13 protein-coding genes are annotated in these 10,524 nt (G+C 66.9%); 5 read left to right on the top strand and 8 right to left on the bottom strand.

Going from position 1 to position 10,524, the window contains the following annotated elements:
* Positions 1–119 precede the first annotated feature (119 nt).
* Together ACP696_RS19750 and ACP696_RS19745 are read right to left on the bottom strand one after the other, a co-directional pair.
* A complete protein-coding gene (locus tag ACP696_RS19750; RefSeq protein ID WP_426015111.1) occupies positions 120–1,490 on the bottom strand; it encodes an ABC1 kinase family protein in 1,371 nt (456 codons plus the stop codon).
* 140 nt (positions 1,491–1,630) lie between these two features.
* The gene (locus tag ACP696_RS19745) at positions 1,631–3,421 is read right to left on the bottom strand and encodes a M3 family oligoendopeptidase (RefSeq protein WP_426015113.1); all 1,791 of its coding nucleotides are present in this window, start codon (positions 3,419–3,421) and stop codon (positions 1,631–1,633) included.
* A 101-nt stretch (positions 3,422–3,522) separates the two neighbouring features.
* Here ACP696_RS19745 and ACP696_RS19740 point away from each other — a divergent pair, with 101 nt between their 5' ends.
* The 4 genes from ACP696_RS19740 (at position 3,523) to ACP696_RS19725 (ending at position 6,293) form a co-directional block, all read left to right on the top strand.
* A complete protein-coding gene (locus tag ACP696_RS19740; RefSeq protein WP_426032893.1) occupies positions 3,523–3,753 on the top strand; it encodes an AbrB/MazE/SpoVT family DNA-binding domain-containing protein in 231 nt (76 codons plus the stop codon).
* The gene (locus ACP696_RS19735; protein ID WP_426015116.1) at positions 3,750–4,088 is read left to right on the top strand and encodes a type II toxin-antitoxin system PemK/MazF family toxin; all 339 of its coding nucleotides are present in this window, start codon (positions 3,750–3,752) and stop codon (positions 4,086–4,088) included. Before ACP696_RS19740 ends, ACP696_RS19735 begins: the two co-directional genes overlap by 4 nt.
* A 181-nt stretch (positions 4,089–4,269) precedes the next feature.
* Positions 4,270–4,659, top strand: a complete 390-nt coding sequence (locus ACP696_RS19730) for a hypothetical protein (protein WP_426015118.1) — start codon at positions 4,270–4,272, stop codon at positions 4,657–4,659.
* Between the two features lie 158 nt (positions 4,660–4,817).
* Positions 4,818–6,293 (top strand): sigma-54-dependent transcriptional regulator, encoded by a 1,476-nt coding sequence (locus ACP696_RS19725; RefSeq protein WP_426015121.1) that lies wholly within the window; start codon positions 4,818–4,820, stop codon positions 6,291–6,293.
* A 47-nt stretch (positions 6,294–6,340) separates the two neighbouring features.
* Here ACP696_RS19725 and ACP696_RS19720 read toward each other — a convergent pair whose 3' ends face one another.
* The 6 genes from ACP696_RS19720 to ykgO all read right to left on the bottom strand — a co-directional run bounded on the left by ACP696_RS19720 (position 6,341) and on the right by ykgO (position 9,684).
* Positions 6,341–6,748 carry a hypothetical protein gene (locus tag ACP696_RS19720; protein ID WP_426015122.1) on the bottom strand — a complete coding sequence of 136 codons (408 nt, stop codon included), beginning with the start codon at positions 6,746–6,748 and terminating at the stop codon, positions 6,341–6,343.
* A gap of 369 nt (positions 6,749–7,117) precedes the next feature.
* On the bottom strand, positions 7,118–7,447 hold the full coding sequence (locus ACP696_RS19715; protein WP_426015123.1) for a hypothetical protein: 330 nt from the start codon (positions 7,445–7,447) through the stop codon (positions 7,118–7,120).
* Positions 7,448–7,551: 104 nt separating this feature from the next.
* Entirely contained in the window at positions 7,552–7,818 is a 267-nt protein-coding gene (locus ACP696_RS19710) for a DUF2312 domain-containing protein (protein ID WP_426015125.1), read from the bottom strand.
* 73 nt (positions 7,819–7,891) lie between these two features.
* A complete protein-coding gene (locus ACP696_RS19705) occupies positions 7,892–8,761 on the bottom strand; it encodes an NAD(P)-dependent oxidoreductase (RefSeq protein WP_426015126.1) in 870 nt (289 codons plus the stop codon).
* Positions 8,762–8,941: 180 nt separating this feature from the next.
* Complete coding sequence (locus ACP696_RS19700; RefSeq protein WP_426015127.1) at positions 8,942–9,559, bottom strand: HAD-IA family hydrolase; 618 nt, start codon at positions 9,557–9,559, stop codon at positions 8,942–8,944.
* Entirely contained in the window at positions 9,559–9,684 is a 126-nt protein-coding gene (gene ykgO, locus ACP696_RS19695) for a type B 50S ribosomal protein L36 (protein ID WP_007663273.1), read from the bottom strand. Before ykgO ends, ACP696_RS19700 begins: the two co-directional genes overlap by 1 nt.
* Before the next feature lie 150 nt (positions 9,685–9,834).
* On the opposite strand from ykgO, the gene ACP696_RS19690 reads away from it, so the two are divergent.
* Complete coding sequence (locus tag ACP696_RS19690) at positions 9,835–10,500, top strand: class I SAM-dependent methyltransferase (protein ID WP_426015129.1); 666 nt, start codon at positions 9,835–9,837, stop codon at positions 10,498–10,500.
* Positions 10,501–10,524 lie beyond the last annotated feature (24 nt).

The raw sequence follows: 10,524 nt of genomic DNA, 5'->3' as shown, positions 1-10,524 counted from the left end.
AACAGGCTCCACAACCACACGCCTCGAAAGTGCCTGGGCTTCCAGACACCCGCCGAGGTCTACGCCCTGTTGCACTTCAAGTGTGAATCCACATCCCGGCATTCGCCGGGATGAGCGGACTAGGTGACCCCCGCCGCGCTCAACACCGCCGCCTGGCGCTGGGCCAGGCCCTCTTCCGAGAAGCCCTCCAACGAGGCCTCGAACAGCGCCTTCCAATTATGCCGCGCCCCAAGGTGCAAGAACGCCGCGCCCAGGCCGATAGCGGCGCGGTCCATGAACACGAACTCGCGGGGGATGGTGATCGGCCCCTTTTCCTTCAGGGCCTGGCGCACCTTGAAGGCCTCGCGGCGGCCATATTCGCCGGGCGGCACATCGTCGGCGACGGTGCGCACCCGGTCGTCCAGCAAGGGGCCGTAGATGAACCGCGCCCAGACGTTCAGCACATCGACCAGGTCGTCATTGAGATTGGCGAAGCCCCAGCTGCGATAGGCCTCCCTCTGCTCGGCGCGGTCGTCGTTCAGCAGGCCGCGATAGAGCCGCACCACCCCGGCGACAAAGCGCGGCGGAAAGATGCGGATACAGCCAAAGTCCAGCAGGTTCAGATGCGCCGCGCCATCGCCGCCCTCGGGCCCGCCAAAGGTGTAGTTGCCCAGATGCGGGTCGCCATGAATGATCCCCAGCTTGGTCATCGGGGTCCACCAGGCCTCGAACAGCAGGGCGGCGATGCGGTCGCGGGTCTCCTGAGGCGCGTCCTTGAAGGCCAGCAACCCCTGCCCCTGCATCCAGGTCATGCTCAGCAGTCGCTTGGTCGACAGCGATAGCACGGGCTGGGGCACCAGGATCTCGGCGCGGCCAGAGAAGAAGTCGCCATAGAGCGCCATCAGCTTGGCCTCGCGCTCGTAGTCCAGCTCCTCGCGCAGGCGGTCGCCGATCTCGACGATCATCTCGGTCGGGTCGATCGAGCCGTCCATGCGCTTGAACAGTCCAAACAGGCCGCGCAGCTGACCCAGATCGCTCTCGACCGCGCTCTGCATGTCCGGATATTGCAGCTTCACCGCCAGGGCGCGACCGTCGGGCCCGACGGCGCGGTGCACCTGGCCCAGGGACGCGGCGGCGGCGGCCTCGTGCTCGAAGCTGTGGAAACGACCCTCCCACTCCGGCCCCAGCTCGGCGGCCATCCGGCGGCGGACGAACGGCCAGCCCATGGCGGGGGCGTTGGTCTGCAGCTCGGCCAGCTCGGCGGCGAATTCCGGCGGCAGCAGGTCGGGCACGGTGGCGAACATCTGGGCCGCCTTCATCAGCGGACCCTTGAGACCGCCCAAGGCCGCCTTCAGGGCCTTGGCGTTGCGGGCGTCGGCGCTGTCGCCGCCGAACAGGCTGTTGGCGCCGTAGCTGACGGCCGCGCCCGACAGGCCGGCCCCGACCTTGGCGAAGCGGGTCAGGCGACCGGCGAGGCGGTCACGTTCGGGGTCTCTGGGATTATCGGCCATGCTCTAGGTCGTCCCTCTGTGGGGGAGGTGTCGGTGAAGCCGACGGAGGGGGGAGTCGGCCGGCGTGGGATTACTCCCCCCTCCGGCGCTTCGCGCCACCTCCCCCAAAAGGGGAGGACTTAAGAGTGCAGGGCCGCGCCTCACACCAAGGCCTCGAACTCGTCCACCAACCGCTCCAGCTGCGCGCAGCCCGCCGCCCAGAAGGCCTTGTCGCGCGGGTTCAGCCCGAACGGCTCCAGCGCCTGGACATAGGTGCGGGTGCCGCCGGCCGCCAGCAGGTCCTCGTAGAGCGGCGCGAACGCCGCCGGGTTCTCGCGGCGCTTTTCCATCAGGCCGCGCACCAGCAGGTCACCGAACGCATAGGCATAGACATAGAACGGCGCGTGCACGAAGTGGCTGACATAGGCCCAGTAGTGCTCATAGCCCGCATTGAGGGTCACGGCCGGGCCCAGGCTCTCGGCCATCACCTCGACCCACAGCTGGCCGATCTGGTCTGGAGCCAACTCGCCCGCTTCGCGGGCTTCGTGAAAACGCCGCTCGAAGCGGTGGAAGGCGATCTGGCGGACCACGGTGTTGAGCCCGTCCTCGATCTTGCCCGCCAGCAGCCCCTTGCGGTCAGCCGGGGTGGCCTCGGCCAGCAGCCGGTCGAACACCAGGCCCTCGCCGAAGATCGAGGCGGTCTCGGCCAGGGTCAGGGGGGTGTCGGCCAGCAGGGTGCCCAGCGGCGCGCACAGGGTCTGGTGCACGGCGTGGCCCAGTTCGTGGGCCAGGGTCAGCACGTCGCGCCGCTCGCCCATAAAGTTCATGAAGACGTAGGGGTGACGGTCGGCGGTGACCGGGTGCGAATAGGCCCCCGACTGCTTGCCGACGCGGGGGCGGGCGTCGATCCACGGCTCGGCGAAGAAGGTCCGGGCGGTGTCGGCGAATTTGGGGGCCAGGGCCTGGTAGCTGTCGAGCACGATCTCGCGCGCCTCATCCCAGCCATAGGCGCGGGGGGTGGCGGCGGTCAGGGGCGCGTTGCGGTCCCAATAGTCCAGGGTCTCGCGGCCCATGATCTTGGCCTTCAGCGCGTAATAGCGGTGTGACAAGCGCGGATAAGCCTCGACCACGGCGGCTTCCAGGGCGTCGACGGCGTCGCCGTCGACCTCGTTGGCCAGGTGGCGCGACTGGGCGGGACTGTCGAAATGCCGCCAGCGATCCTCGACCTGCTTTTCGAACGCCAGGGTGTTCATGACCAGCGCCTGGGTCGAGACACGCTCTTCCAGCGCCTGAGCCAGGGCGTCGGCGGCGGCCTTCCTGCGTTGGCTGTCGGCGTCCGACAACCGGTTCAGGGCCTCGGGCAGGGTGAGGGTCTCGTCGCCCACCTTGGCGGTCAGCTTGGCCAGGGTCTCGTCATAGAGCCGCACCCAGTTGGACACCGCCGGGCTGCGATCGACGATGTAGCGCTCCAAGTCAGGCGACAGCTCGTGGGGCCGCGACAGGCGCAGGCGGCGTAGCCACGGTGTCCAGCGCTTGGCGGCGGGATGGGCCTGCAAGGCCGCTTCCAGCTCACCGTCCTCAAGCTGGTTCAGCTCCAGCGAGAAGAACAGGCTCTCGGCGGCGATCTGCGAGGCGCGAGCCCGCAGGTCGCCCTCAAACTTGGCCCAGGCCGGGTCGTCGCGGGCGACCGAGGTCGCCAGGCTGGCATAGGCCCCCACGCTCCACAGGCCGTTGGTCGCCTGCTCGTACAGCTTGATCCCGCGATCCAGCAGAACGCCCAGGCGCTCTGGCTCGCCGCGGGCCTGCAGGAACAAGCCCTCCAGCGAGGTCAGTTCGTCATTGGCGGCCTTGGCGGCGGCCAGGTCGGTTTCGATCTGCGGATCATCGCGACCGGCATAGAGGTCGGCGAGCGTCCACTCGGGCAGGGCGTCGTTCTTGAAGGGGGCGTTCATGGTCTACCGATATGGCGCGTGAGGGGGTGGACGCAATCGCGACGGATTGAATTTCGAAGTCATTGCTCTACATTGTAGATACTTCAGCCGGAGATCGAGCCATGCGCGCATCCGTCGCCAAGTGGGGCAACAGCCTCGCCGTCCGCCTGCCGAAGGACGCGGTGGAAGCGATCGGCCTGCGCGACGGTTCCCCCCTCGACCTGACGATCCAGGACGGCGCCCTGACGCTGCGCCCGCGCCAGTGGGACATCAAGGCCTTGGTCGCCCAGATCGAAGGTGACCCACCGCCTCTCGAATTCGAGAACACGGCGCGCGGCAGTGAAGTCTGGTGAGCGACTGGTCGCCCGTTCCTGGCGAGATCGTCTGGCTCGATTTCGCCCCGACCCAAGCCACGGAACAGTCAGGACGCCGACCGGCCCTGACCCTTTCGGATAGCGGCTACAACGCCGCGACGGGTCGAGCCATGGTCGCGCCGATTACCAGCAGGGCTCGCGGCTGGCCGCTGGAGGTCGCGCTGGCGGCCAATGATCCCGTCGAGGGCGCGGTCCTGGTCGATCAGGCGCGTTGCGTCGATTGGCGCGCGCGCTTCGCCAAGCCTGCCGGTTTTTGCGCGCCTGCCACCTTGGAAGCCGTGCGCGGCAAGCTCTCGGCGTTACTGGGCCTCTAGAGCACTTCCCGACCTGACTGCGTCAGGCCGTGAGCTCTAATCTTCTGTTTTGACGCATTTTTCTTCACGCGAACCGGAACGACTTCGCTCGAAAAATGCTCTAGCCCCCACCATTACCGCGAATTAAAATGCGCCGGAGCCCGCTCCCGAATATCCTTGTTCCATCGTTGAGGGACCTTCGATGCTCCGCGTCGCCGCCGCTATCGCCATTGTGCTGAGTCTTGCCGCCGCGCCGTCGGCCATGGCGACGGACAAACCCATGGGTTGGTTCGCGACCTCGGTGCGCAGCGTGTTCATCTTCCACAGCTGCACCGAGCGGTTGAAGGAGAAGTTCAATATTGGCCCGCTCACGGGCCTTGAGGTCACCAATATGGACACCGACGCCAAGCGCGCCGACGGGGCGATGGACGTGCGGTTCGAGGCGATCACCACCGAGAAGAAGACCGCCCGCAAAACCCACTTCGCCGGCGTCTGCCATGTCGGCCCCGAGGGCGAGACCCGCATCGACGCGCGGCGGGTCAGCCAGAGCGGCGGCGAGATCCGCCGGATCAACCCCGGCAAGGCCGGCTGACATCGTCTAAGCGGCCGTTCGTTACCCCGCGTTAAGGGCGACCGTTAATCCCTGACTCACGTCTCCGAAACCCGGTCTTTACACCCGTCCTGTATCACTCTGAACCAACAAGAGCCCTGTCCCATGTCGGACGCGGCCGGTTCAGTGGGTGTCTTCAAATGACCAAGACGGTTCTCGTCGTCGACGACGATCCGACTCAACGTCGGCTGATCCAGGCCGTGCTCGAGCGCGACGGCTTCGCGGTCTCGCACGCCGAGAACGGCGACGCGGCCATGGCTCACCTGGCCAGCGGCGCGCCGGTGGATGTGGTGCTGCTGGACCTGGTCATGCCCGGCATGACGGGCCACGAGACCCTGCAGGAAGTGCGGGCGCGCGGCTTTGCCCAGCCGGTGATCGTGCTGACGGCGAGCGGCGGCGTCGACACCGTGGTCAAGGCCATGCAGGCCGGCGCCACCGACTTCTTCATCAAGCCGGCCAGCCCCGAGCGGATCACCGTCTCGATCCGCAACGCCCTGTCGATGACCTCGCTGAAGGGCGAGGTCGAGCGGCTGACCAAGCGGGCCGGCAACCGCACCACCTTCGCCGACCTGATCGGAACCTCGCCGGCCATGACCCTGGTCAAGCGCATGGGCGAGCGGGCCGCCAAGAGCTCGATCCCCATCCTGATCACCGGCGAAAGCGGGGTCGGCAAGGAGCTGATCGCCCGAGCCGTGCACGGCGCCTCTGAGCGGGCCGGCAAGCCGTTCGTGGCGGTCAACTGCGGCGCCATTCCGGAGAACCTGGTCGAGTCGATCCTGTTCGGCCACGAAAAGGGCAGCTTCACCGGCGCCACCGACAAGCACCTGGGCAAGTTCAAGGAGGCCGACGGCGGCACCCTGTTCCTGGACGAGGTCGGCGAACTGCCGCTGGACATGCAGGTCAAGCTGCTGCGCGCCCTGCAGGAGGGTGAGATCGACCCGATCGGCTCCAAGCGCTCGCAGAAGGTGGACGTGCGCATCGTCTCGGCCACCAACCGCGACGTGGCCCACGCCGTCCAGCAAGGCCGGTTCCGCGAGGACCTCTATTACCGCCTGAACGTCTTCCCGATCGAGGCCCCGTCCCTGCGCGAACGTCGCGACGACATCCCGGCCCTGGTCGAGGCCTTCATCCGCCGCTTCAACATCGAAGAGGGCAAGCGGGTGGTCGGCGCCGCGCCGGAGACCCTGGGCTTCCTCAACGCCTTCGACTGGCCCGGCAATGTCCGCCAGCTGGAGAACGCGGTCTATCGCGCCATCATCCTGGCCGACGCGCCCTATCTGCAGCCCTATGACTTCCCGGCCATTTCGGGCGTCGTGCCCCCCCTGCCGGAGGCCGTCGCCTCCACGCCTTCTACCCCCGACCTGCCCGCCGTGCTGCAGGCCGCCCGCGCCGCCATGGCGCGCACGCCCACACCGGACTCGCCGGTTCGCATCCTCGACGACCGCGGTCACTTGCGGACGCTGGAAGAGATCGAGCGCGACCTGATCCAGCACGCCATCGAGGTCTATGCCGGCCATATGAGCGAAGTGGCCCGCCGCCTCGGCATCGGTCGCTCGACCCTCTATCGCAAGGTGCGCGAACAGGGCATCGACGTCGACATGCGGGAAGCGTCGTGACCAGCGGCGGTCAGATCCACGGCGGATGGCGGTCCAAGGCCTGATCGTCAGGCCATTTTCAGCGCGGAATTGAAGGAGGGCGTCCCGTCGAGAGGCGCCTCCAGCCTTAGCCAGCCGTCGCCCGCCCGACGGGCGGCGCCTTCCAGCTCCAGACCTTTAAGTTCGGCCGTCACCGTCGCCAGCGGCACGGCGCGCCCCCACCGTTGCGTCAGCTGCCGGGTGATCTCGGCGGCTGGAGTCACCGTGTGGCCCTTGCCTAGGACCAACAGGACCATCTCGCGAACCGAGCGGCTCTTGCGGCCGCGTCGGACGGGCGCGTCGGCGGCGAAGCTGGCGGTTTCGGCGGCTACCACCCCCTCCACCAGTCCGGCCTGTTCGATCGCCCCGAGCGCCAGGCTCAAGGCCTTCAGCTCGCCCTGGAAAGGGGCTTGAGCCCGCTTCTGCGCCTCGATCATGCGGATCTCCAAATCCGCCTTGCGTCTCAAAAGATATTCGTAGGTGCTCGCCATAGGAAAATGTCCGTCGTGCGTGAAACTTCCCCCGCGGTCACGCTATCGCGGGGCGTCGCCTGCCCGCGTTTTGCGGACAAGCTGCGCCGTAAAAAATGATTAAGAAATATACCTTCAAGTATCCACGAATTTTCGGCTCTGTTCCTTTCCAGAGACTTAACGTCGTTCGCCGATCACTGTTATTAAGCAATAAAATCAATGCTTATAGGGGATTGACACCACGACTTTCGATACCGCATTGGTTGTTGACCAAGATTACCACTTTTGCTCATTTTGAGGTTTTGCTTAGGCGTTTCACGCTTGAGACGAGCGCCTTTAGTCCTTGCTCGAAGCATTGATCTGGTGTCGGCGGCCAAAACCCTTGCCGCGCTTCATCGGCTTGCGCTCGCCTTTCGCCTTGGCGGCGATTTCCTTGAGCTTGAGGGTCTGGTTGACCGACATGGCCTGGCCGGCGCCGCCCTTCTCGGGATCGCCGAACGCCCGGCCGTAGGTCTCGATGCGCTGAGCGACCGAGCCCAGGAACTCGCCCTCCCATTCGGACAGCTCGATTCCCATCTTGTCGGCCGCACGCCGCGCACGCTTCAGGGCGTTCAACGCCGCCTTGCGGGCCTGGGCTCGGGGATCGGGCGGCTTGCTGGCGCGCATGGCGACAGACTAGCGGGCGTCGGCGGCCAGACGCACGGAGAAAAATGGCCAACTTGGTTGGCTACGAACGGGGACGCTCGCATTGCGAGGTCCCCGTTCGCTCGTTAGATCGCGCCGACGGCTGACAGGTACAGGTCCAGGATCGCATCCTCTTCCTGGCGCTTGGCGCGGTCCTGCTTGAGGATGCGGACCACCTTGCGCAGGATCTTGACGTCGAAGCCGTTGCCCTTGGCCTCGGCATAGACCTCCTTGATCTGCTCGGCGATCTCGCCCTTCTCGGTCTCGAGGCGCTCGATCCGATCGATGATGCTTTTCAGCTGGCCTTGGGCGGTGGAGTTCAGGACGTCTGAATGGGCGGCGTCGTCGGCCATGGTCGTCTCGCATGTGTCGGAGGGCGGAAAGGCCGGGAACCTAGTGGCAACGGGCCGCGAGTGGAAGGCGGATTCAGCGGCCCTCGACACGTCCGCGCGAGACTTCCGCCAAGGCGGCCAGGTCGGGGGTTTCGCCCCCACCCGCCAGCAAGGCCTCCAGCCCGCCCTCGACCAGGTCGGCCAGCGGCAGGGACAGACCCTTGTCCGCGCCCGCGGCCTGGGCCAGGCGCACGTCCTTCAGCGCCAGGTCGGCGGCGAAGCCTGGTGGGTGGTAGCGCCCCTCGGCGATCATGCCGCCATAGATCTTGTAGATCGGGGCGGCAAAGAGGGTGCTGGTCAGGACCTCCAGCAGATCGGCGGCCGGCACGCCGTGCGCCGCGCCCAGGGCGGTGGCCTCGCCCATGGCTTCGACGGCGGCGACGATCATCAGGTTGCCGGCGATCTTGACGGCGTTGGCGCGAACCGGATCCTCGCCCATCGGCCAGACCTTGGCCGCCAGGGCTCCCAGCACCGGCAGGGCTTGGGCCACGGCGTCGGGCGCGCCGGCCGCCAGCACGTTCAGCCCGCCGGCCCGCGCCACCGGTGGGCGGCCAAACACCGGGGCGGCCACGTAGCCCAGGCCCAGCGCGGCGTGCCGGTCGGCCAGTTCGCGTGCGAAGGCCGTGGAGATGGTGGCCAGGTTGACGTGCGTCAAACCAGGCCTGGCGCGCGGCAGGGCGTCCAGCAGCACCTCACGGATCGCCTGGTCATGAGCCAGGATCGACAGGACCATGTCGCCCTGCAGCGCCTCCTCGATCGTTTCGGCGACCTTGGCGCCCGAGGCGGCCAAGTGCGTCGCCGGGCCGGGCGAGCGGTTCCACACCGTTACGGCGTGGCCCTTCTCCAGCAGGTTCTCCACCATGGCCTTACCCATGGCCCCCAGGCCGATGAAACCGATGTCCATGGGAAGCTCCTGTCTTCCTTCTCCCCTTGCAGGAGAAGGTGGCGGCCGAAGGCCGACGGATGAAGGGTCTCTCAAACGTCCGACGTTCGGCCAAATCGATCAACTGGTCGCGGCGGGCGCGTTCTTCAACCCCTCATCCGGCGCTTCGCGCCACCTTCTCCCGCAAGGGGAGAAGGGATTTCAGAGCAAGCCGTGCTTCTCGATCGCCGGGCGCAGGGCCGCCGGGTCGGTAAAGTGGTGGGTGTGGAAGCCCATCGCCGACGCCGCCGCGATATTGGCGGCGCTGTCATCGACGAACAGCAGGTCGGCGGCTTCCAGGCCCGTGCGCTCCAGCACAATCTCGTAGATCCGCGGCTCGGGCTTGAGCACCCGCTCTTCGGCGGAAACCACGGCGTCGCGGAAATGGCGGAAGACCGGGCTCATGGCCTGCACGCCGGGCCAGCTCTCGGACGACATGTTGGTCAGGGCGAACTGCGGCACGTCGCGGGCCGCCAGGGCCTCGATCACCGACTCGGTCTCGGCCAAGGGTCCTGAGAACATTTCGGGCCAACGGGCCCACCAGGCGGCGATGTGCTCGGCATGGTGGGGATGCTCGGCGCTCAGCGCGGCGATGTTGTCGGCGAAAGTGACGCCGCGATCAGTGGCCGCGTGCCAGTCCATAGTCCCGACATGCGAAAGGAACCGATCCAGATGAACCGGTTCCTTGAAGATTTTCGCGTAGAGCGTGCGCGGATTCCAGCGCACGATGACGTTGCCGACGTCCCAGAGCATCGCCCTGGGAGGCCGTGCGGGCGTCATCAGCCCTGCTTGGCTTTGAAGCGCGGATCGGTCTTGTTGATGATGTAGACCACGCCCTTGCGGCGGACCAACTTGCAATCGCGGTGACGCGACTTCAGCGACTTCAGCGAGCTACGAACCTTCATGACCGTCTCTATACTCAGCGGAGAGGTTCGCGACCGCCATGCTGGCGAAAGGAACATCCGGGGTGTTTCGGAGGGCAGGCGTATAAGCAGCACAGGCAGCGGAGTCAATGCGCGCCATAGGTATCAGGTCACTCAAGGAAGCGCGATGACATGACCAGGGTCGCCGGAACCCAGGGCTACGACCAGGACGTCGCGGCGTTCTTCGAACGCTCGGAAAATGTCGCCTTCGCCGACAAGCACGCCGCGGTGCTCAGCGTCCACCCCGCCCCGCCCGGCAGGATCCTCGACATCGGGGCTGGAAGCGGTCGCGACGCCGCCGACTTCGCGAACCTGGGACACACCGTGCTGGCCGTGGAACCGACGCCGGCCTTGCTGGCCGGCGCGATCGCCCGCCACGATCATCCCGCCATCACATGGCTGGACGACAGCCTGCCGGATCTGTCGGCCGTTCTGGCGCGCGGCGAGACGTTCGACCTCGTCCTGCTATCGGCGGTCTGGATGCATCTGGACGAAGACGAGAGGCGGAGGGCCATGCCGAACCTCTCGGCCCTCTTGGCGGAGCGCGGCGTGCTGATCCTCTCGTTGCGCCATGGCCCCGTCCCTCCCGGTCGCCGAATGTTCGCGGTTGCGGCCACCGAGACCATCGCCTTGGCCCAGGCCGCAGACCTTCGGATCCTGGTCCACGAGACGCAGGACTCCATCCAGCCGGCCAACCGACTGGCAGGCGTCACCTGGACGATCCTGGCGTTCCAGGCCGAAAACGCCGCAGATCGAACGCGGCAGGCCGCAACCTTCACCGCTCTGTCGCCCTTGTGATTGCGGCCTTGGTACAAACCCCGT

Source organism: Caulobacter sp. DWR3-1-2 (genome assembly GCF_049896225.1).
Classification (GTDB): Bacteria; Pseudomonadota; Alphaproteobacteria; order Caulobacterales; family Caulobacteraceae; genus Caulobacter.
This window is presented reverse-complemented; position numbering and strand designations above follow the sequence as displayed.

Excerpts from the sequence above, each read along its gene's own strand:
- ACP696_RS19750 (WP_426015111.1), bottom strand. The coding sequence starts at position 1,490 with ATGGCCGATAATCCCAGAGACCCCGAACGTGACCGCCTCGCCGGTCGC.
- ACP696_RS19745 (WP_426015113.1), bottom strand. The coding sequence starts at position 3,421 with ATGAACGCCCCCTTCAAGAACGACGCCCTGCCCGAGTGGACGCTCGCC.
- ACP696_RS19740 (WP_426032893.1), top strand. The coding sequence starts at position 3,523 with ATGCGCGCATCCGTCGCCAAGTGGGGCAACAGCCTCGCCGTCCGCCTG.
- ACP696_RS19730 (WP_426015118.1), top strand. The coding sequence starts at position 4,270 with ATGCTCCGCGTCGCCGCCGCTATCGCCATTGTGCTGAGTCTTGCCGCC.
- ACP696_RS19725 (WP_426015121.1), top strand. The coding sequence starts at position 4,818 with ATGACCAAGACGGTTCTCGTCGTCGACGACGATCCGACTCAACGTCGG.
- ACP696_RS19720 (WP_426015122.1), bottom strand. The coding sequence starts at position 6,748 with ATGATCGAGGCGCAGAAGCGGGCTCAAGCCCCTTTCCAGGGCGAGCTG.
- ACP696_RS19715 (WP_426015123.1), bottom strand. The coding sequence starts at position 7,447 with ATGCGCGCCAGCAAGCCGCCCGATCCCCGAGCCCAGGCCCGCAAGGCG.
- ACP696_RS19710 (WP_426015125.1), bottom strand. The coding sequence starts at position 7,818 with ATGGCCGACGACGCCGCCCATTCAGACGTCCTGAACTCCACCGCCCAA.
- ACP696_RS19705 (WP_426015126.1), bottom strand. The coding sequence starts at position 8,761 with ATGGACATCGGTTTCATCGGCCTGGGGGCCATGGGTAAGGCCATGGTG.
- ACP696_RS19700 (WP_426015127.1), bottom strand. The coding sequence starts at position 9,559 with ATGACGCCCGCACGGCCTCCCAGGGCGATGCTCTGGGACGTCGGCAAC.
- ykgO (WP_007663273.1), bottom strand. The coding sequence starts at position 9,684 with ATGAAGGTTCGTAGCTCGCTGAAGTCGCTGAAGTCGCGTCACCGCGAT.
- ACP696_RS19690 (WP_426015129.1), top strand. The coding sequence starts at position 9,835 with ATGACCAGGGTCGCCGGAACCCAGGGCTACGACCAGGACGTCGCGGCG.